The sequence below is a fragment of the Paludisphaera sp. genome (genome assembly GCF_037189885.1).
Lineage (GTDB): Bacteria > Planctomycetota > Planctomycetia > Isosphaerales > Isosphaeraceae > Paludisphaera.
Map to the genome: position 1 here is coordinate 65,773 of NZ_JBBCIR010000054.1, position 19,747 is coordinate 85,519.

Below are 19,747 nucleotides of genomic sequence, written 5' to 3' on the forward strand. Positions count from 1 at the left end.
CGTGCCCAGCTACGCCGTCGTCGTCGGGATCAACGAGTATCGCGAGTCGGGCCGGTTCGGGCCGCTGACCCGGCCGGTCGGCGACGCGATCCGGATGATGGAATGGCTCCTCGACCCCGGCAACGCCCACGGGGTCGCCGAGGACGACCTGATCCTCCTGCTGGCCCCGAACGACGACGACGCGCTCGGGCCGATCCTCGACGCCATGGCGCTCCCCGCCGACCGTCGCGAGGCGATCGCCCGGCGGCTGGACCGGCTCTCGGCGCTCTCGAACCGGCGGGAGGCGGAGTTCGATCAGATCAACCGGGCCGTGCGCGAGGTCCACGAACGCGCGGGGGGCCGGGGCGAACGGCTGTACTTCTATTACTCCGGCCACGGCCTCTCCGCCGCGACCGACGCGCTCGGGAACGACGTCGAGGACGCCCTCGTCCCGGCCGATTACGACCCGGCGACCCCGAAGCCGGCCATCAGCATCCCGTCGATCACGCGGACGTTCCTGGCGACGAGCTGCCGCGAGCAGTTCTTCTTCCTCGACTGCTGCCGGAACCGGGTCGATCGCGAGGAGATCGCCCGCGTCGGCCGGCTGTCTCCCCATCGGGGACGAATCCCGACCGATCAATACATCTACAATGCCACCGCCCTCGGCCTGACCGCCCTGGAGGGCGAGGGCCTCTTCTCCGACCTCCTGCTGAAGGGCCTGGAAGGGGCGGGTTCGGCCAAGGTCTACTCGCCCCGGAGCGGGGCCTACGAGGTGAGGGCCGAGCGGCTTTTCCGCTACCTTCGCGAGGGCTTCGAGGGCCTGGCGCGCGAGGCGATCGTCGGCGGCGGGGACGGCGGCGCGCAAGCCCAGCGCCCGCGGCTGGGGGGCGACCACGGCGGCGACCCGGTGCTGAAGATGCTGGCCGTCGCCCCGGCGGTGAACTTTCGCGTCGAGCCGGAGACGCCCCCCGGCGTCGCGCCCGGGGCGAAGGTGGCCGATGTCCGCGTCTTCGGCGAGGGCCTGCCGCCGGAGCCCCCCCGCGACGTGCTGGCCGGGTCGCCGGTCGCCTTCTCGCTCGCGCCGCGGTTCTACCTGGTCCACGTCGTCCCCGGCCCCGGCCTCGAAGGGCCGCCGCCGGCGGTCCGCGAGGTCTACGACGACCCGACCGACCACCCGGTGAAGCTCGCCCCCGCGCCCGCCGCCACCGCGAGGTCCGCCCGCGCGGCCGCGGCGGTCGCCGCCCCGGACGCCCCGGGCCGGCTGGTGATCTCGGCCAATGACCCGCTGGCGGCGATCGAACTGCTGGACTCGGCGGGCTCCCCGATCCCCGACGCCGTCGGCCTGGGCCGGCTGGAGCTGGGGGGCCTCGCGCCGGGCGTCTACCGCGCCCGGACGCGGCCCGCCGAGGGCCCGGCCGTCGAACGGCTCATCGCCCTCGCGCCGGGGGACGACGTCTCGGAGCGGCTCGGCGAGGACTCCGCCGTCCCTCCCCTGCTCTACGCCTCCGGGCCCCCGTTCCAGGGGCTCCGGCTCGCGATCTCCGGCGAGGTGGTCGCGCCCGGCCTGGGCGGATCGATCGACGAGGTCCTCGCGCGACGGCTGGCCACGCCGGAGGGAGTGGCCGCGTATCTCGACGCGCTGGAGATCCGCGTCCGGCCGATGGACGGCCGGGACGACGGGCCGATCCGCCTGACCAGGGCCGGCGCGAGGTCCAGGCTCGAACGGCGGCTCGCGCCGGGGCCGTACTTCGTGACCGTCGCCGAGCCGGCCCGCCGGGCGACCACCTTCGCGACCGTCGTCCTCGAAGGCCGCGCGACGGAGCTGGCGATCCACCAGGGGGCCGACGCCCGCGTCGATGTCTTGCTCGCCATGCCCCCCGCGCGGGGGGAGGCGCCGGAGGCGACCCGGCTGGTCGGCATGCTCCAGCGGCTGGTCCGCCAGGGGGAGTCGCGGCTCGCCCTCGCGACGGGGGAACGATTGTTGAAGTCGTCGCCGTTCGATCCGACGGCCGGGATGATCGTCGGCCTGCTCCGGCTGCGGGAGGGGCGTCTCGACCGGCTCGCCGACGTCGCCGACCGGCTGGTCGAGCGCTTCCCCGCCCTGCCAGACGCCCACGCCCTGCTCGGCCTGCTCCGCCTGCGCGGGGGGGATCCGGCCGGCGCCCGCGAGGCGTTCCGCGACTCGCTGGCGCGCGGGCTCCCCGCGCTCGCCCCGCTCCTCTCGGCCTCGGCCGAGGCCGTCGCCGCGCTCGGCGTCGCCGCCGAGTCGCCCCGCGCCGGGATGCTCGACGAGGTCGCCGACGCCCTCGTCCCCGGCCTCCTCTGGTCCGCCCACGGGCCGCCGTCCGCCCGCTCCTCGTCCTGATCCCGATCCATCCCCGCCCCGTCGAAATCCAGGAGTCTCCGCATGGCCCACATGGATCCGCTCCCCGTCGACGCCTCCCCGTTCCTCGTCGATGGGGCCGACGCGACCGCGCCGAGCCCCGAAGCGCCCTCCGCGATGGGCCTCTGCGCGAACCAGATGGCCGGCGGGCCTATCGACCCGCGCAGGCCGGAGACGGAGGTCCGGCCCAGCCGCGCCGCGATCGATCTCTCGAAGCGCTGGCCGACCGGCTCGAAGCTCCACGTCGTCTTCCTCAACGGGACCGACGCCTGGGGCGCGCGGATCCGCCGGGCCGTCCGCGAGATCGCGCCGACCTGGAGCGAATACGCCGACGTGACGTTCGATTTCGACCAGCCGACCGCCCACATCACGGTGAATTTGCTGCCGCAGCCGCGCCTGGGGATCGGCTACGGGACGTACAGCGCGTACCTGGGGATGGACTGCATGAGCGTCGTGCGGCAGGGGGGCCAGCCGGCGATGAACCTGGTCTTCCACCCGTCGCTGGCGAACAACCCGGCGTGGCTCGCCCAGGAGTTCAGCCGGGTGATCCTCCACGAGTTCGGCCACGCCCTCGGGTTCGTCCACGAACATATGAGGCCGGACCGCCCCATCGTCTGGGACGAGGCGGCGGCGAACCGCGTCTTCGGCGCCCCCCCCAACAACTGGAGCCCGTCGACGGTCCGCGAGCAGATCATCAACGTCTACAAGGGGGGCCCGATCGAGTCCGGCGCGTTCGACCCCTCGTCCATCATGATGTACCAGTTCCCCGCCGGCCTGGCCCGCTACGCCGACGGCACCCCGTTCGAGTCGCCCAACAACACCGTGCTCTCGCCGATGGACAAGGTGCTGGCCAACCTCGCCTACCCCAAGGCGGGCGTCGACCAGCCCGCCGAGGCCGCGCTGGTGGCCGGGGACCCGCCGAGGGCCGGCGCGATCGCGACGCCCGGCCAGGTCGCGCGCTACCGCATGCGTCCCGCGAAGCCCGGCGTCTTCACGTTCCGCGCCGAGGGGTCCACCCCCCTGCTCCTCTCCGTCCAGCGCGACCGCGACTCCGCCGCCGGCCTCCTCTACGCCGAGGAGGGCGCGAACCCGTCCCTCACTATCCGCCTGACCCAGTCGCGCGACTATTTCGTCTCCGTCCGACACGCCAGGCCCACGTCCGGCACCGGCGCCTTCAAGGTCTCGGCGCGGGCGTCGGCGTGACGCTCTCCATGGCCTCCACCCCCGGGCCGCCGGCCTTCCGGCGCCGCCCGGGGCGGAGGCCCAGCAGGGCGGACGTCGCGAAGGCCGCGATCCCCGACGCGAACAGGGCGACGGCCCGCGCCCGCTCCGAGACGCTCGCCCGAAGGTCCGACATCAGGGTGACGTCCGCCCGCTCCTCCCGGCCGCTCGGCGAGGCGATCGCCTCGTCCCGCCTGGGGAAGTCGTCGAGGAAATGCTCGTCCTCGATCGACCCGCCGGCCGCGATCCTCGCCGCCTCGTAGTCCTGAAAGTCCTCCTGGTAGCCCTGCCCATGGGCCAACTCGGCGTCGAAAGCGGATCGCAGCCGATCGCCGATCGGCGAGTTGGGGTCGAGGCGCCGCTCGATCTCGGCCTGACGCTCGTAACAATGCGCGCGCAGGAATGCCTGGATCTCCGGAATTGTCGAGTAGCGTCCGGCGAGGCGCGACGCCCGCTCGAAGGCCGACCAGGCGATGGACCGCTGGCCGACGCGGAGCATGGTCTCCCCCAGGGCGAGCGCGAAGTGGGGATTCGCGCCTCCCCCCTGCCGCCACATGCCGATGATCCCCAGCGCCGGCTCGTCGAACGGCACCCGCGCGCGGTGGGAAGGGACGTCGACGCCCTCCCACCCCTCCTCGGCGCCGACCTTGGTGATCCACGCGCGTCCGAGGCCCTCCTCCGTCCGGTCGCGCTGGAACGTCGTATCTTCCGCGAACATCATGTCGTAGGGGCGGCCGTAGCCGGTGCTCCGGCGATCGCCCATGATCTCGTTGAGCGGGAGATCGAGGCGATTGCCGACGCAGTCGTATTTCTCCAGGAGCGTCGGGTCGTCCATGGCGGCGAGGAGGAATTCCGCGATCGCGGCCTGCCAGCGCTCGCGGCCGAAGTGGGCCGCCGGGTTGACCTCCACGGACTTCCGGATGAAGCCGACCCCCTCGCGGAGCCGCTCGCGGGCCGCGGGGTCGCCGGCCGCGGCCTGGGCGAAGCTCCCATGGATCAGGAACGTCCCGAGGTTGGCGTAGGACGTGTAAAGGTCACGGCCCCCGAGCCCCTTCGCCGTCTGGCGGGCCAGCTTGTCTCGGATGATCGAGGCCGCCTCGTCCGATCGGCCCAGCCGTTCCACGCCCACCGCCAGGTCGTCCAGGAGGGGGAAGGTTGCGGGGTCGTCGGGGGCGAGCGCGGCCAGCTTCTCGCGGACGACGCGGTCGCGCTCGCGGTAGTAGGCGAGGCCATGCTTGGCGAACCGCTCGTGGATCACGTCATGGGCCATGGCGAACCGGAACGGCACGCCCCCGGCGTGCTCCGGAACGTGGTGCGGCGGCCGGAACTGCCGGGCTAGCTCCGGATGCCGCCCCGGCTGATCGAAGAGATGGGCGACTTGCACCCCGACGTAGGCGACGCACCAGGCCGCCAACGCCGCGGCGGCCGTCCACGCGACGCGACCCCTGGCCGACATGGCTCAGGCCCCCGCCCGATCGCGCCGCGACGCGAGGGCGAACGCCCCCACCAGCAGCGCCGCGCCGCCGCCCAGCAGCACGTCATCCCGGGCGAACAGGGACCGGGGCCTCGGGGTTTCCGGGGCCTCCGAGGATTCCGCGAGTTGCGAGTATTGAGAGCGGAACTCCCGCTCATGCCCCTCCAACTCGATGTCGTTCAGGCACGCGTCCGACCGGCCGGCGAGACCGGCCAGCGCCAGGACCAGGAGCGAACTTCGAAGCCTCTCCATCGCACGACCCCCCGTCGAGTCGACCCGAGCGCGACCTCCGAGGCCATTATTACTACGGATGTCCGAGGGGTCAAGCGGGGACCGGCGGCGCGTCGAGCCTCCCAGGCCTGGCCGGCCGCCCCGGGTGGGGCGGCCGGCGCGGGGGTCACTTGGCCTTGTCGGGCGGGATGATGCTGGGGAGTTCCAGGCGGGGGCCGCCGGCCTTGCTGTTGAGGAGCTGGTGCTTGGCCTGGGTGGTCTGGCCGAGGCCGTGGATCTTGATGAAGCCCAGGGCGGCGGCGGCGTCGTACTGGTCGCCCTCCTCGTAGGTCGCCAGCTCGTGGCGGTAGAGGCTGTTGGGGCTCTTGCGGCCGACGACGATCATCCCCCCCTTGTACAGCCGCATGCGCGCCGTGCCGGTGACGTACTGCTGGTTGGAGACCGTGAACGCCATCAGGTCCTGGTGGAGCTGGCTGAACCAGAGGCCGTTGTAGATGAGGTCGGCGTAGGTCTGGCCGACGATGGCCTTGAAGCGGTCCGACTCCTTGGAGAGCGTGAGCGTCTCCAGCTCCTTGTGGGCCTGGTGGAGCAGGATGGCGCCGGGGGCCTCGTAGATCTCGCGCGACTTGATGCCGACGAGGCGGTTCTCGATGTGGTCGATCCGGCCGACGCCGTGCCGGCCGGCAATCCGATTGGCCGTCTCGATCAGCTCGACGCCGTCCATCTCCTTGCCGTCGATGGCGACCGGGCGGCCCTGCTCGAAGGTGATCTCCACCTCCTGGGCCTGGTCCGGGGCCTCCTCGGGGGCGACGGTCCACTGGAACGTCTCGGGCGGCGGGGCGACCCAGGGGTCTTCCAGGATGCCGGCCTCGATGGAGCGGCCCCAGATGTTCTGGTCGGTGCTGAAGATCGACTTCTTGGTCGCCTCGACCTCGATGCCGTGCTTGGCGGCGAACTCCAGCTCCTGGGTGCGGGTCCACTTCCACTCGCGCACCGGGGCGACGATCTTGAGGTCCGGCGCCAGCGTCTGGAACGTGACGTCGAACCGGACCTGGTCATTCCCCTTGCCGGTGCAGCCGTGGGCGACGGCCGTCGCGCCGTGCTCGCGGGCGACGCGCACCATGAGCTGCGCGATCAGGGGCCGCCCCAGCGCCGTGGCCAGCGGGTACTTCCCCTCGTACAGCGCGCCGGCCATCAGCGACGGCCAGACGAAGTAGTCGATGAACAGGTTGCGGGCGTCCTCGGCGATGGCCTCGATCGCCCCGGTCCGCAGCGCCTTGTCGCGGATCGCGTGGATGTCCTGCCCCTGCCCCAGGTCGCAGGTGTAGGCGATGACGTCCATGTTGTACGTTTCGTTGATCCACTTGACGGCCACCGACGTATCGAGGCCGCCGCTGTAGGCGAGGACGATCTTCTCACGCGCCACGGCTGTTCGTTCTTTCTTTGGAGGTTGCGGGGGGGATTGAAAGACGCGGCCTCGCCAGGGCGGGACGAGGCAGTCGAGGACGATTGCGGCGGGATGCCTGGCCGCGCGGCAAGGCCGGCCGCGGGGCGCGTCGCCACCGATCGCGATTGTCCTTCGATGGCTCCACGAAGCGCGCCGGGACGACGGCCCCGGCGCCGCTCCCATTATTCCTGGAACGCCCAGGTTCCGACAAGCGATTCCCGACCGCGCGACGCTCAGCCCTCGATCGCCGGGCCGAGGGCCGAGCGGAGGCGGTCGATCAGGTCGCGGGCGTCCAGGGCGCGGAGGCGCGGGTACGCCGCCCGGGCGTGGCGGAGGGCGGCGTCGGGCTCGCCGGCCGCGGCCAGGGCCACGGCCCACTCGGCCTCGAGCAGGTCGAGCGCCATGCCCACCAGCGGCGAGGCGTGCCGGAACGCCGACAGCCGGCGGTGGGCGTCCTCCAGCATCTCGACGGCCTCGCGCGGCCGGCCCTCCTCGCGGACGATCATCCCCTCGATGCCCCGCGCGAACACCGCGAGGAGGTCGCTGAGCGCGTGGGCCCGGGCCTCCTCCAGCAGCTCCCGCGCGCGGCCGGCGTCGCCACGGCGGCGGACCTCGAACATGGCGGCGTCGAGGAGCACCGTCGGGTTCTCCGGCGCCAGCTCGACGGCCCGCTCCATCGCGTCGCGGGCGTCGTCGAAGCGCCTGGCGCCGGAGTACACGTCGGAGAGCCGGGTCAGATAGATCCACTCCGGCATCGCCTGGCCGTCGCCGAAGGGCTCGACGACCGCCAGCCCCTCCTCCAGCCGGCCGAGCCGGGCGAGCGCCTGCGCCCGCTGGAACGCCAGCTCCTCGGGCGGGACGCTCGACCCCTCGAGCGCGTCGCAACGCTCCACGACCTCTTCCCAGCGCCCCCACGCGGCGGCCTCGACGAGCTGGTTGTAGCGGCCGGCCTGGCCCTGGAAGAGCTGGGCGACGGCCGCGAAGAAGGCCGGCTGCAGGAGGAAGGCGACCGCGAGCCAGTCCAGGAAGCTCCAGGGCAGCCCCATCCAGCGCCTCGCGACGATCAGCGCGAGGAGCAGCAGCGTCATCCGCCAGAAGCGGAGATAGACCCCCTTCGACACGATCAGGAAGCCCGCGATCGGCGCGGGAAGGTCGCGGAACCTGAGGAAGTCGCGCGGGGAGATCAGCTCCGCCACGTCCTTCTGCCGCTGGTAGAGGGCCCCCACGTCGTCGGTGTGGAGGACCACGTCGGACAGGCCCAACGCGTCGCGGGCGATCCGGACGGCGTCGTCGGCCGACCCCGCTTCCACCCGCTCGGTCATCGACTTCCCCGCCGCGTCGCGGCCGGTCAACAGGTACTCGGGCATGGCTCGACCGCGCCTCCTCGGGACGTCTTCGTCACGGCGACAATCATGCGGGCATTGTAACCCTCCGGTCGCTGGCTTCCTCGTCAATTCTCAACCGTCTCCCCGGATTCCGAACATAGGGGAGACGGCCCATCGGATTCCTCGCGTCCTTGAGGGAAAACGAACCACGCGAGCCGTGGCCGACGCTACCTTAAAAGGATGGGGCGACGCGCCCCGGCCGGGGTCCAGTCATCGGGGGGATCGAGATGCGACACGCGCAGGGGCTGGCCGTGGCGTTGGTGGGGGCCTGGGCCGCGACGGCCTCGGCGGGGACGCACGTGGTGACGTTCGGCGGCGGGCCGCCCTCGCACAACCAGATCTCCCTGGAGCGGAACGTCGAGTACTTCCGCCGGGTGCTGGACGGCGTCGGCCTGGGGGCGGCGCGGCACGACGTCTACTTCGGCGACGCCGGCGCGCGGAACTCGGTGCAGTACCGGCTGCCGGAGAGCGACGACCAGCGGCTGGCCCGCGCCCTGGGCATGATCCTCATGAACAACTCCGAGGCCGACGTCCGCTACGAGAAGGTCGGCCTGCCGGGCCTGGCCGGGCCTTCGAGCGTCGCCAACGTCGAGGCCTGGTTCGAGGTCGTCGGCCGGTCGCTGCCGCCGGGGGATCGCCTGGTGTTCTACTTCACCGGCCACGGCGGGCCCGACGCCGCGAACCGGGAAGCCCCCCGGAACACCACGCTCATCATGCCCGGCCACCCCGGCGCGCTGACGGTCCAGCAGTTCGCCGCCCAGCTCGACAAGCTCTCCCCCGGGGTCGACGCGACGCTGGTGATGGTCCAGTGCTACTCCGGCGGGTTCGCCAACGTCATCTACAACGAAGGGGATCCCGCGAAGGGGTTCGCCCCGCACCCCCGCGCCGGGTTCTTCTCGACGGTCGCCTCGCGGACGGCCGCCGGCTGCACGCCGGACGTCTCCGAGGAGGACTACCACGAGTTCTCCACGTCGTTCTTCGAGGCGATCCTGGGCGCGACTCGCACGGGCCGCCCCGTGGCGAGGCCCGATCACGACGGCGACGGCCGGACCTCCTTCGACGAGGCGTTCGCCCACGTCCTGCTCACCTCCGACACCATCGACATCCCGACGACCACCTCCGACCGCCTGCTCCGCGACAAGAGCCGGTTCGCCAGGGACGACGCCGACGGGGCGCGGGGGCTGCTCCCCCAGGACGCCCCGTGGTCGACGGTCCTGGACGCCGCCTCGCCCTCCCAGCGCGCGGCGCTCGAGGGGCTGTCCCAGGCGCTCGGCCTCGACGGCGAGGACCGCCTGGCGACGGCCCGCGCCAGGGCCGCGGAGATCGACCCGGGCCGCAACCGCGGGCGCGGCCGGGGGCCGGGCCAGCGTCGCGGGAACCAGGACCAGGGCCCGACCGCGCAGGCCCCTCCCCCCGGCGGCCGCGGCCCCGGCCAGGGCTTCAACGTCGGCCGCCTCCGCGCCGCGCTGGCCGACCGCTGGCCCGAGCTGACCGTCCCCTTCCACCCCGACGCCCCCCGGATCATCGCCGAGGAGCGCGACGAGATCCGTCGGGTGCTGGAGGCCCAGCCGGACTTCGCGGCGCTCTCGCGCCGAGTCGCCCGCCACGCGCCCGACCCGGAGGCCCTCGCCCGCACCCCCGAGCGGCGATGGGTGAAGCACCGTCGGCTGCTGGAGCGGGCCGACAGCGTGATCCTCGGCGCGAACCTCCCCAGGCTCGACGACCCCGAGGCGCTGGGGGTCTACCGACGCCTGCTGGAGCTGGAGCACCGCGTCCTCGCCCCCGACGCGCCGGCCCCCGTCGCCGAGGGCCGACCCGCCGGGGGGTCGTGAGCCGGCGCCCGATCCGGGCGCGTCGCGAAAGAATCGAGATTCCTGAAATCCCGCCGATGCCGGTGCTGACCATTCAGGTGTTCGATAACGGTGTTCCTTGACATCCCGACAGCAGTATACGATCGAGCGGACCGGGCGGTCGCCCGGCCGAATATGTCCCCTCTCCCGCCGGGAGAGGGCGGCCGCGCCAGCGGCGGGTGAGGGTCGCCGCGCTTCGAGAGTAGCGCCGGCCCCGCCATCCTGAACCATCGCCATCTCCGAAATCCGACATCCCTCACCCGGCCCTCCGGGCCACCCTCTCCCGGCGGGAGAGGGGACGCGTGTTCCGCGCTCACTGGCCCTGGCGTCGAGCAAAAAACCACTTCGAAAACGACGAACGAACCCAAGTTGATTCCGCTATAAGTCGATGCCGAGGAAAGCGATAATGTGATCCATGAGGTGGCGCCGGCGCGCGAACGAAGCCATCGCGCGAGGCCGTCATGAACGTGCCGCACGGCCGAGGACGATCAAGGCGGACCGGTCCCGTCCTCCCCCGCGCGGGGTTCCCAAGCCGCTCCGGATCGATCAGGATGGGGCGGTTGGTGGTCGCATCGGGAGCGGGGTCGTTCGTCCATGGCTCGTAGTCGCCCAGAACGTCGCCGGGATCGGCCGACGCCGAAGACGTCGGCCCGGCCGGCGGAGCCGCCTCGGCCTCGGGGCTCGCGTCGGGCCGTCGTCGCGGGGGCGGCGGCCGCGGCGCTGGCGTTGGCCCTGCTGGTCGCCTTCCTGGCGACCCGGCCGGAGGCGCCCGCGACGACGAGGCGTCGGGCCGAGGCCGCGGCGGCGCGGAAGGACTGGCGGGAGGCCCTGGAGCTGTGGCGGCGGGTGAACGCCTCGCCGGCCGCGACCGCCGCGACCCACCTGGAGGAAGGCCGCGCCTGCCTGGCCCTGGGGCGAGCCGCCCGGGGGGAGGACGCCCTTCGGCGCGCGACCGCCGTCGACCCGACCCTCGCCCGCGCGTGGCTCCTCCGCCTGGAGATCCTCCGGGTGGAGGACCGCTGGCTGGACGCCGCCGCCGTCGGACGGGAGGCGGTCGAGAAGGTCGCCCCCGCGGATCGCCCCGCGGTGCTCCGCGAGCTGACCCTCGCGGCGCTGGCCGAGGTCCCCGACGACCTCGCCCGCGACACGCTCAGGAAGTGGATCGCCGCCGACCCCGACGACGTGGAGGCCGAGGCCGCCCTGCTGCGCCGGATCGGCGCGGATCCCCGCCCCGACGACCCCGGCGGCGAGGAGCGGATCGCCCGGCTGGAGGCGCTGGTCGCCGCCCATCCCGACCTCCCGAACCCGCGCGAGGCGCTGGTCGCGGCGCTGGCCGACGACGGCGACGTGGAGCGCGGCCGCGCCGCCCTCGACGCCTGGCCGGAGCCGGCGCGCGACGCCCGCTACGACCGCTCGCGCGGCCGATGGGACCTGGAATACGACGGCCGCCCCGAGCGCGCCGTCGAGGCCTTCCGCCGAGCCCTGGAGGCCGCCCCCCACGACTGGCGCTGTCGCTATCGCCTGGCGCGGGCGCTGGCCGCGCTGGGGAGGCGCGACGAGGCCGAGCGCGAGGCGAGGGCCGTCGCCCGCGCCCGCGAGGCCCTCGACCCCGTGACGACGGGCCGGGCGCTGGACGACGCTTTCTCGAAGGTGGACCGCCCCGGCGCCCGCGCCACGATCGCCGACGCCTGCGCCCGCGTCGGCCTGGCCGACCTGGCGCGGGCGTGGCGCGAGCCGCCGCCGCCGGCGGCTCAGCCGGCGGCCGGGGCCTCGGGGACGAGCCGGCCGATCCCGTGGTAGGTGAAGCCCATCTCGACCATCCGCTCCGGGTCGAAGACGTTGCGGCCGTCGAAGACCACCGGGCGCTTCAGGAGCCGCTTGAGGACCTCGAAGTCCGGGTTGCGGAACTCGTTCCACTCGGTGGCGACCACCAGCGCGTCCGACCCGTCGGCCGCGCCGTAGGGGCGGTCGCAGAAGGTGACGCGGTCGCCGTAGATCGCCCGGACGTTGGGGATGGCCTCCGGGTCGTGGGCGCGGACGTGGGCGCCCTGGGCCAGCAGCGCGTCGATCAGCACCAGCGCCGGGGCCTCGCGGATGTCGTCGGTCCGGGGCTTGAAGGCCAGGCCCCAGACGCCGATCGTCTTGCCGGCCAGGTCGCCCCGGAAGTGCTCCGTCACCTTGCGGACGAGCACCTGCTTCTGGGCCTCGTTGACCTCGTCGACCGCCAGCATCATCCGGGAGGGGAGCCCGCGAGACTGGGCCATGTGGATGACGGCGCGGATGTCCTTGGGGAAGCAGCTCCCGCCGTAGCCGACGCCGGGGTGGAGGAAGTGGAAGCCGATGCGCTGGTCGTGGCCGATGCCGCGGCGGACGTCGTTGACGTCGGCCTGGTACTCCTCGCAGAGGTTGGCCATCTCGTTGATGAAGCTGATCTTGGTCGCCAGCAGGCAGTTGGCGACGTACTTGGTCATCTCGGCGCTCTCGGGCGACATGACCAGGAACGGGCGGTCGGTGCGGAGGAACGGGGCGTACAGCTCGTGGAGCTTCTCCGCGACCTCCGGTCGGCGGACGCCGACGACGACGCGGTCTGGCTTGTTGAAGTCCTCCAGCGCCGCCCCTTCCTTGAGGAACTCGGGGTTGTTGGCGACGTCGAAGGGGGCCTTGGCGACCTCGGCCATGCGGCGGGTCAGCTCGGCGTTGGTGCCGACCGGGACGGTGCTCTTGATGACGACGACCTTGGGCCCGTTGAGGGCCTCGGCGATCTGCCTGCCGACGCCGAAGACGCCCGAGAGGTCGGCCCCGCCGTCGTCCCCCTGGGGCGTGCCGACCGCGATGAAGACGATCTCGGCGTCGGCGATGCCGCCCGGGAGGTCGGTGCTGAACTTCAGCCGGCCGTCGCGGAAGTTGCGGTGGACCAGCTCGGCGAGGCCCGGCTCGTAGATCGGGATCTTGCCCCGCTTCAGCCCCTCGATCTTCTCCTCGATCTTGTCGATGCAGACGACGTCGTTGCCGCTCTCGGCCAGGCAGGTGCCCTGCACCAGCCCGACGTATCCCGTCCCGATCACCGCGATCTTCACGTCCTAGATCCTCGCGACAGCCCCCGGCTCGCGGCGCCCGCGCCGGCGACGTCCGGGCGGCCCGCGCGAGCCTGGGTGAATCGAATCCTCACGAATGCATGGGAGGGGCTTCCGAGCCGTCGGTCCCTCGTCGTCCCAGGGGCGTCGGCGGAGGATTTCCGCCGGGGGCGTATTATCAATACAGGCCGGGAGATCATCAAGCCCACCGCGCGGGGCGTCGGGCTCACGAGGCCGCCGCGCCGGCCTCCTGGAGGTCGGGCATGGGCATCGCGAAGTCGGGCTTGTCCGGCCTCTGGCCGAGCACCCATCGGTAGACTTCCAGGACCTGGCGGGCCTTGGCGTCCCAGGTGAAGAGGGACCGGGCGCGGCGGATCGCGGCGTCGCGCAGGCCGTCGATCGTGGAGGGCTCCCGGGCGATCCGCTCCAGGAGCTCGCGATAGCGCGCGACCAGCGCCGGCCGGTCGCCCAGCTCGACGAGGAAGCCGGTCCCTGGGGAGGCCAGCTCGCCCGGCCCGCCGTAGTCGACCACCATGGGCACGACGCCCATCGCCATCGCCTCCAGCACCACGGCCCCGCCGAACTCGTGGATGCTGGGGAAGGCCAGCACGTCGGAACGCTCCAGCACCCCGGCCAGCTGGGAATGGTCCAGCATCCCGTGGAAGGTGACGGCGCCCGCGATCCCCTCGCTCTCCGCCAGTTGCTCCAGCTCCTGGCGCTGGGGGCCGTCGCCCAGGATGTCGAAGGTCATGGCGCCCGACCGCAGGAAGGGGGCCGCTGCCTCCAGGACCACGTCGACGCACTTCAGCGGGACCAGCCGGCCCATGAACACCAGGCGGACCGGGGTCGACGCGCGGCGGGGCGTCGGCGTCGGGAACCGCTTCGGGTCGATGGCGTTCTCGGGGAGGTAGACCGCCTTGTCGCGATACTTCGCCGGCAGGTCGTCCCACGCCGCGCGCGAGCCGACGAGGATCGCCGCGGAGTTGCGCCGGGTCGAGCGGTAGGCGGGGAGCAGGCGGTGGGCGTCTCGGGCGCGCGACAGCCATTCCCGCTCCGCGGACCTGACCTGCCCCCACCCCTTCGGCCAGGGGAGCCCGCCGTTGAGGGGGCCCAGCACGAAGGGGGTGCCGGCGCGGCGGCAGAGCCCCGCCAGCTTGCTCTGCGAGGCCGGGCTGAGGGGCGTCAGCCGGTGGACCACGTCGAACTCGCCGGCCTTGATCCGCCTGCCGAATTGCTTCCAGACGAGATGTTCGAAGTAGTAGTAGGAGACCGAGCTGAGCGCCTGGACGATGGTCCAGCTCTTGCCCTTGCCCTTGCTCCCCCGCAGCATCTCGCCGACCCGCCAGGCCGTCCGCGCGACCGCCTCGGAGTCGATCGACGTGAAGTCCCGCCCCTCCTCCAGGCCCGCGGCGAGGATCGCCCGCCGGTTCCGCACCTGGGTCACCAGGTGGGCGTCGACGACCTTCGCCAGGGCCTCGGCGTGGGACCAGCCCACCAGCGGCACGCTCGACCACTCCGGGTTGGCCGCCTCGGCGATCAGGAGCACTCGGGGTCTCTCGCGCTGCGGCTGCATGGGGTTGATGCCCTCTCCTGGGTTGACCGGGCGACGTGGACGCCCTCGACGCGCCGCGCCGCGGGGGCCAAGCCCCCCAGTTTCCCGAGGGCCGCGTCGGCTGTCCACCGACGAATCGCCGCCCCGGGGATTTTCTAGGTCGCGGCGGCGCCGCCGGGCGACTCCTCGCGGAATCCGGCCGGCGTCGCTAGAATGGTCCCCGGGCTCGGGCCGCCGGCGGGCGTCCCCCCCTCTCCAGCGGCGAAGCGAGTGGCGAGACGAGACGGGAGTCGACCGTGGGATTGCTCGTGCAGAAGTTCGGCGGCACCAGCGTCGCCGATTCGAACAAGATCCTGGCCGCCGCGCGGCGGGCCATCCAGGCGCATCAGAGGGGGGACCAGGTCCTCGTCGTCGTCTCGGCCCGCGGCCACACCACCGACGAGCTGATCGAGCTGGCGCGCGAGATCAACGAGCGCCCCCCGGCGCGCGAGATGGACATGCTGCTCTCCACCGGCGAGCAGATCACCGTCGCGCTGATGGCCATGGCCGTCGAGGCGCTGGGCGTCCCGGCCATCAGCTTCACCGGCGCCCAGATCGGCCTGGTCACGGACAGCTTCCACACCAAGGCCCGGATCCGCAACATCTCCACCGACCGCGTGAAGGCGGCGCTGGGCCAGGGGCGGATCGTCATCGTCGCCGGGTTCCAGGGGGTCGACGAGGACTACAACATCACGACCCTGGGGCGCGGGGGCTCGGACACCACGGCCGTCGCCCTGGCCGCCGTGCTGGGCGCCTCGGCCTGCGAGATCTACACCGACGTCGACGGCGTCTACACCACCGACCCGCGCATCGTCCCCGAGGCCCGCAAGATCGACCGGATCAGCTACGACGAGATGCTGGAGCTGGCCAGCCTCGGCGCCGGCGTGATGCACTCCCGCTCGATCGAGTTCGCCAAGAAGTACGGCGTCCCGATCCACGTCCGCAGCAGCCTCTCCGACGCGCCGGGCACCTGGATCGTGGCCGAGGCCGACGCCCGACGCCTGGGCGTCCCCGTCAACGGCGCGGCGCTGGCGAGGGAGGAGGCCCGCATCACCATCCTGGGCGTGCCCGACCGCCCCGGGGCCGTCCACCGGATCTTCCACACCATCTCCAAGGCGGCGATCGTCGTGGACATGATCGTCCAGAACGTCGCCGTCGACGGGAAGGCCGAGGTCAGCTTCACCGTCGCCAAGGATGACCTCCCGGAGACCCTCTCCGCCGCCGAGGAGGCCGCCGGCGCCGTCGACGCCGACGGCGTCCGCCACGACGCCAACGTCTCCAAGGTGTCGGTCGTCGGCCTGGGGATGCGCACCCACACCGGCGTCGCCACCACCATGTTCGAGGCGCTCGCCGCGGAGGGGATCAACATCCAGATGATCACCACCAGCGAGATCAAGATCAGCGTCCTGATCGAGCGGACCCACGCCGCCGCGGCCCTCCGCGCCGTCCACAAGGCGTTCCTGCTGGACGAGATCCACGCCGAGGCCCCCCAGCCGTTCCGCCCCAGCCCGGCCGGCGAGCGCCCGCTGAAGCTGGTCCCGCTGGTCGCCTCCGACGCCGACGCCGACCTCCCCCGCGGCATGGAAGACCTGGTCATCGCCGGCGTCGACCTGGACGAGACCCAGGCCAACGTCGCCCTGTTCGGCGTCCCCGACGAGCCGGGCCACGCCGCCAGGGTCTTCCGCGCCATCGGCGACGCGGGCGTCATGGTCGACATGATCGTCCAGAACGTGAGCCTGGACGGCCTGACCGACCTGTCGTTCACCGTCCCCCGCGAGTCCGCCGAGCGCGCCGCCGAGGCCGTCCGCCCCTTCGGCGGCACCGTGGCCGTGGAGCCCGAGCTGGCCAAGCTGGCCGTCGCGGGCGTCGGCATGCGGACCCACACCGGCGTCGCCACCGCCATGTTCCGCGCCCTGGCCGACGCCTCCATCAACATCAAGCTCATCAACACCAGCGAGGTCCGCGTCAACGTCGGCGCAGACCGCGCCAACGGCCAGCTCGCCCTCGCCTGCCTCCGCAAGGCCTTCCGCCTGGACGAGGCGTGAGCAGGCGGCCCGTCGCTCGCCGATTCAAGCCCTCAAGATCGATCGACCCGCCGGGCCGTCCCCGCGTCTCGGCGACATCGGGGCGGCCTCGGAGCCATTCCGAGGCCCCCCGGACGACGCAACTCCGGGTTGCCGACACTTTCCCGGGCGCTACCTGCCCACGCGACGGCGGGATGATGGATTGAGACGACCCCCACGACGCCGTCGCAACATGCCTTCGGTGCCCTGGAGCACCCCCATCGGCGGTGAAGCTGGTCCGGGGATCACGCGTCCCCGCCCGCGTGGCCCGGTGTTCATGAAACCCCGGTCTTTGACAAGTCAAGTGAAATCGCTAAGATGTTGGGTTCCAGCCTCTGGGGGGCGGGCGTCGCGGCCCGTGCGCGCGGGGATGACTTGGGTTCGGCAGGCGGACGGCGAACGGAGAAGAATCGGCGATGACTGAGATAATGACCACGGACGTCCGCGCGATCATGGATCGCACGCCCTTCGACGCCTCGGCCGTGGCCGACCTGCGCGAAGTGCTCAACCGCGACCCCTCCCGATATCGGACCCTCCGCGACGCCGTCTCGACGATCCGCGACCGCGAGAAGAAGGAGCCCTCGGGCACCCCGGAGGCCCACCTCCGGCTGGGCGTCGGCGAGGTCCTGCTGGGCCGCTACCCCTCCGGGCTCGAGAATCTCAAGCGCGCCGGCGAGCTGGGCATGGCCCTCTACTTCCAGGGCCTGGCCAACGAGAACCTCCAGAAGTTCGCCGAGGCCGCCGAGGCGTTCGCCAAGTCGGCCAAGCTCGGCTACGACGCCAGGAACTCCGAACTCCGTCGCGCCGGCGCCCTGCGTCGCCTGGGCCGGATGGAGGAGGCCGACGGCAAGGTCGAGGCCGGCCGCGCCAAGGTCGAGGAGGCCAAGAAGATCCTCGACGGCCTGGAGTCGTCCGTCGGCTCGTCCGCCGAGTACCACTTCCAGCGCGGGGCCATCCTCGCCGCCGAGGGCGAGCTGGAACAGGCCGCCGTGGAGCTGGAAAAGGCCGTCGAGCTCGACCGCGACCACAACGGCGCCCTCTTCGAGCTGGCCTACATCAACGACCTCCACGGCAACGACGAGGCCGCCGTCGACTTCTACAAGCGCTGCACCGAGCGCCCCCCCGTCCCGCTGGCCGCCTGGATCAACCTGGGCGTCCTGTACGAGGACGAGATGAAGTTCCGCGAGGCCGAGCAGTGCTACCGGCAGGTCCTGGAGCACGACCCGAACCACCCCCGCGCCCGGCTCTTCCTGCGCGACTGCCAGGCCAGCAAGGGGATGTACTACGACGAGGAGGCCGAGAAGGGCTACACCGTCCTCAAACAGCTCCTCGAGATCCCCGTCACCGACTTCGAGCTCTCCGTGCGCAGCCGCAACTGCCTGCGGAAGATGAACATCCGGACGCTCGGCGACCTCACCCGCACCACCGAGGCGGCGCTGCTGGCCTCCAAGAACTTCGGCGAGACCTCGCTCGCGGAGATCAAGGAGATGATGCGCTCCAAGGGCGTCCGCCTGGGCATGGCCCTGGAAGGCGCCGAGCGCGGCGGCCCCGGCGTCGACCACCGCGCCGAGCCCGTCCAGGAGGTCTCCCCGGAGGTGCAGGCGCTGCTCAACAAGCCCATCAGCGAGCTGAGCCTCTCCGTCCGGGCCCGCAAGTGCATGAGCAAGCTCAACTTGCAGACCGTCGGCGACCTCGCCAGGCGATCCGGCGACGACCTGCTGGAATGCAAGAACTTCGGCGTCACCTCGCTCAACGAGGTCCGCGACAAGCTCGCGGCGCTGGGCCTGAAGCTCAAGAACGACTGACTTGAGCGCCACCCCCCGAGAGGCCACTCGCGCGACGGCCCCCGTCGGCGTCCGCCCCGTCCGCTTCGCCGCGACGGCGCGCGACGTCGGCTCGTCCGCCCGCGCGGGCGTCCTGGAGACGCCCCACGGATCGGTGGAGACCCCGATCTTCATGCCCGTCGGCACCCAGGCGACCGTCAAGGGGCTGACCCCGGGGCTCCTGCGCGAAGCCTGCGACGGCATGATCCTGGCCAACACCTACCACCTGGCGCTGCGGCCCGGCGAGGAGGTCGTCGCGGCCCTGGGGGGCCTGCACCGCTTCATGGCCTGGGACGGCCCCATCCTCACCGACTCCGGCGGCTTCCAGGTCTTCAGCATGGCCGACAAGGCCAAGGTCACCGACCGCGGCGTCGCGTTCCGATCCCACCTCGACGGCCGGCTGCTGGAGCTGACCCCCGAGCGCGCCGTGGCCATCCAGGAGGCGCTCGGCGCGGACGTCGCCATGTGCCTGGACCAGTGCCCCCCCCTCCCGGCCGAGAAGCGCCTGATCGAGCGGGCCGTCGACCGCACGATCGCCTGGGCGGCGCGGTGCAAGGCCGCCAGGTCCCGGCCCGACCAGGCGCTCTTCGGCATCGTCCAGGGGGGCGCGCACGAGGACCTGCGCGGCCGTTGCGCCGCCGAGCTGGTCGCGATGGACTTCGACGGCTACGCCGTCGGCGGGGTGAGCGTCGGGGAGAGCCGCGAGGAGGTCCGCAAGGCGCTGGACGTCTCCGTCCACCTCCTGCCGGAGGACCGCCCGCGCTACCTGATGGGCGTCGGCCGCCCGCAGGACCTGCTCGACGCGGTCGCGGCCGGGATCGACATGTTCGATTGCGTGATGCCGACCCGCAACGGCCGGAACGCCACCTGCTTCACCGACGCCGGCCTCATCAAGCTGCGGAACGCGGCGCACGCCCGCGACCCCCGGCCGCTGGAGGAGGGGTGCGACTGCCTGGCGTGCGTGAAATTCTCGCGCGCCTACCTCCGTCATCTGTTCATCGCCAAGGAGATGCTGGGGCCGATCCTAGCGTCGATCCACAACCTGGCGTACCTGCGCCGCCTCGTCCGCCGGATGCGCGAGGCGATCCGCGAGGGTCGATTCGTCCAGTTGCGGTTGGACGTCCTTGATGCCCTGGGGCCCTAGTCGTTAGAGTGCAAGGATTAGGCCCGCCGCCGGCCCCGACGGCGCGCGGCCCCGCGAGACGCAACGAGACCGAACGGATTTT

The 19,747-nt window shown here is 72.5% G+C and carries 13 protein-coding genes; 7 read left to right on the forward strand and 6 right to left on the reverse strand.

The genetic code is table 11. From position 1 onward, the window contains the following. The first annotated feature begins 1 nt into the window (after position 1). Positions 2-2,344 (forward strand): caspase family protein, encoded by a 2,343-nt coding sequence (locus WG209_RS15865; protein ID WP_337176043.1) that lies wholly within the window; start codon positions 2-4, stop codon positions 2,342-2,344. A 42-nt stretch (positions 2,345-2,386) separates the two neighbouring features. Beyond that, on the forward strand, positions 2,387-3,565 hold the full coding sequence (locus WG209_RS15870; RefSeq protein ID WP_337176044.1) for a M12 family metallopeptidase: 1,179 nt from the start codon (positions 2,387-2,389) through the stop codon (positions 3,563-3,565). Here the strand turns inward: WG209_RS15870 and WG209_RS15875 are convergent. From WG209_RS15875 to WG209_RS15890, 4 genes are all read right to left on the reverse strand, one after another. Beyond that, positions 3,537-5,039, reverse strand: coding sequence for a hypothetical protein (locus WG209_RS15875; protein ID WP_337176045.1), 1,503 nt, complete (start codon positions 5,037-5,039; stop codon positions 3,537-3,539). The two genes, WG209_RS15870 and WG209_RS15875, sit on opposite strands and share 29 nt — an antisense overlap. Before the next feature lie 3 nt (positions 5,040-5,042). Next, positions 5,043-5,309, reverse strand: a complete 267-nt coding sequence (locus WG209_RS15880; RefSeq protein WP_337176046.1) for a hypothetical protein — start codon at positions 5,307-5,309, stop codon at positions 5,043-5,045. Between the two features lie 145 nt (positions 5,310-5,454). Then, positions 5,455-6,714 (reverse strand): argininosuccinate synthase, encoded by a 1,260-nt coding sequence (locus WG209_RS15885; RefSeq protein ID WP_337176047.1) that lies wholly within the window; start codon positions 6,712-6,714, stop codon positions 5,455-5,457. A 254-nt stretch (positions 6,715-6,968) separates the two neighbouring features. Further along, a complete protein-coding gene (locus WG209_RS15890) occupies positions 6,969-8,102 on the reverse strand; it encodes a hypothetical protein (RefSeq protein ID WP_337176048.1) in 1,134 nt (377 codons plus the stop codon). Positions 8,103-8,347: 245 nt separating this feature from the next. On the opposite strand from WG209_RS15890, the gene WG209_RS15895 reads away from it, so the two are divergent. Both WG209_RS15895 and WG209_RS15900 read left to right on the forward strand, forming a co-directional pair. Next, the gene (locus WG209_RS15895; RefSeq protein WP_337176049.1) at positions 8,348-9,952 is read left to right on the forward strand and encodes a hypothetical protein; all 1,605 of its coding nucleotides are present in this window, start codon (positions 8,348-8,350) and stop codon (positions 9,950-9,952) included. Positions 9,953-10,564: 612 nt separating this feature from the next. Continuing rightward, positions 10,565-11,770, forward strand: coding sequence for a tetratricopeptide repeat protein (locus WG209_RS15900; RefSeq protein ID WP_337176050.1), 1,206 nt, complete (start codon positions 10,565-10,567; stop codon positions 11,768-11,770). Here the strand turns inward: WG209_RS15900 and WG209_RS15905 are convergent. Together WG209_RS15905 and WG209_RS15910 are read right to left on the reverse strand one after the other, a co-directional pair. Next, on the reverse strand, positions 11,722-13,047 hold the full coding sequence (locus WG209_RS15905; RefSeq protein WP_337176051.1) for a UDP-glucose/GDP-mannose dehydrogenase family protein: 1,326 nt from the start codon (positions 13,045-13,047) through the stop codon (positions 11,722-11,724). The two genes, WG209_RS15900 and WG209_RS15905, sit on opposite strands and share 49 nt — an antisense overlap. A 223-nt stretch (positions 13,048-13,270) precedes the next feature. Further along, positions 13,271-14,617 (reverse strand): glycosyltransferase, encoded by a 1,347-nt coding sequence (locus WG209_RS15910; protein WP_337176052.1) that lies wholly within the window; start codon positions 14,615-14,617, stop codon positions 13,271-13,273. 275 nt (positions 14,618-14,892) lie between these two features. Between WG209_RS15910 and WG209_RS15915 the strand changes: the two genes are divergently transcribed. The 3 genes from WG209_RS15915 to tgt all read left to right on the forward strand — a co-directional run bounded on the left by WG209_RS15915 (position 14,893) and on the right by tgt (position 19,665). After that, a complete protein-coding gene (locus WG209_RS15915) occupies positions 14,893-16,680 on the forward strand; it encodes an aspartate kinase (RefSeq protein WP_337176053.1) in 1,788 nt (595 codons plus the stop codon). Between the two features lie 446 nt (positions 16,681-17,126). Beyond that, a complete protein-coding gene (locus tag WG209_RS15920) occupies positions 17,127-18,503 on the forward strand; it encodes a DNA-directed RNA polymerase subunit alpha C-terminal domain-containing protein (protein ID WP_337176054.1) in 1,377 nt (458 codons plus the stop codon). A gap of 1 nt (position 18,504) precedes the next feature. Next, on the forward strand, positions 18,505-19,665 hold the full coding sequence (gene tgt, locus WG209_RS15925; RefSeq protein ID WP_337176055.1) for a tRNA guanosine(34) transglycosylase Tgt: 1,161 nt from the start codon (positions 18,505-18,507) through the stop codon (positions 19,663-19,665). The last annotated feature ends 82 nt before the right edge of the window (positions 19,666-19,747 follow it).

Excerpts from the sequence above, each read along its gene's own strand:
- WG209_RS15880 (WP_337176046.1), bottom strand. The coding sequence starts at position 5,309 with ATGGAGAGGCTTCGAAGTTCGCTCCTGGTCCTGGCGCTGGCCGGTCTC.
- WG209_RS15910 (WP_337176052.1), bottom strand. The coding sequence starts at position 14,617 with ATGCAGCCGCAGCGCGAGAGACCCCGAGTGCTCCTGATCGCCGAGGCG.
- WG209_RS15895 (WP_337176049.1), top strand. The coding sequence starts at position 8,348 with ATGCGACACGCGCAGGGGCTGGCCGTGGCGTTGGTGGGGGCCTGGGCC.
- WG209_RS15900 (WP_337176050.1), top strand. The coding sequence starts at position 10,565 with ATGGCTCGTAGTCGCCCAGAACGTCGCCGGGATCGGCCGACGCCGAAG.
- WG209_RS15875 (WP_337176045.1), bottom strand. The coding sequence starts at position 5,039 with ATGTCGGCCAGGGGTCGCGTCGCGTGGACGGCCGCCGCGGCGTTGGCG.
- WG209_RS15870 (WP_337176044.1), top strand. The coding sequence starts at position 2,387 with ATGGCCCACATGGATCCGCTCCCCGTCGACGCCTCCCCGTTCCTCGTC.
- WG209_RS15920 (WP_337176054.1), top strand. The coding sequence starts at position 17,127 with ATGACCACGGACGTCCGCGCGATCATGGATCGCACGCCCTTCGACGCC.
- WG209_RS15890 (WP_337176048.1), bottom strand. The coding sequence starts at position 8,102 with ATGCCCGAGTACCTGTTGACCGGCCGCGACGCGGCGGGGAAGTCGATG.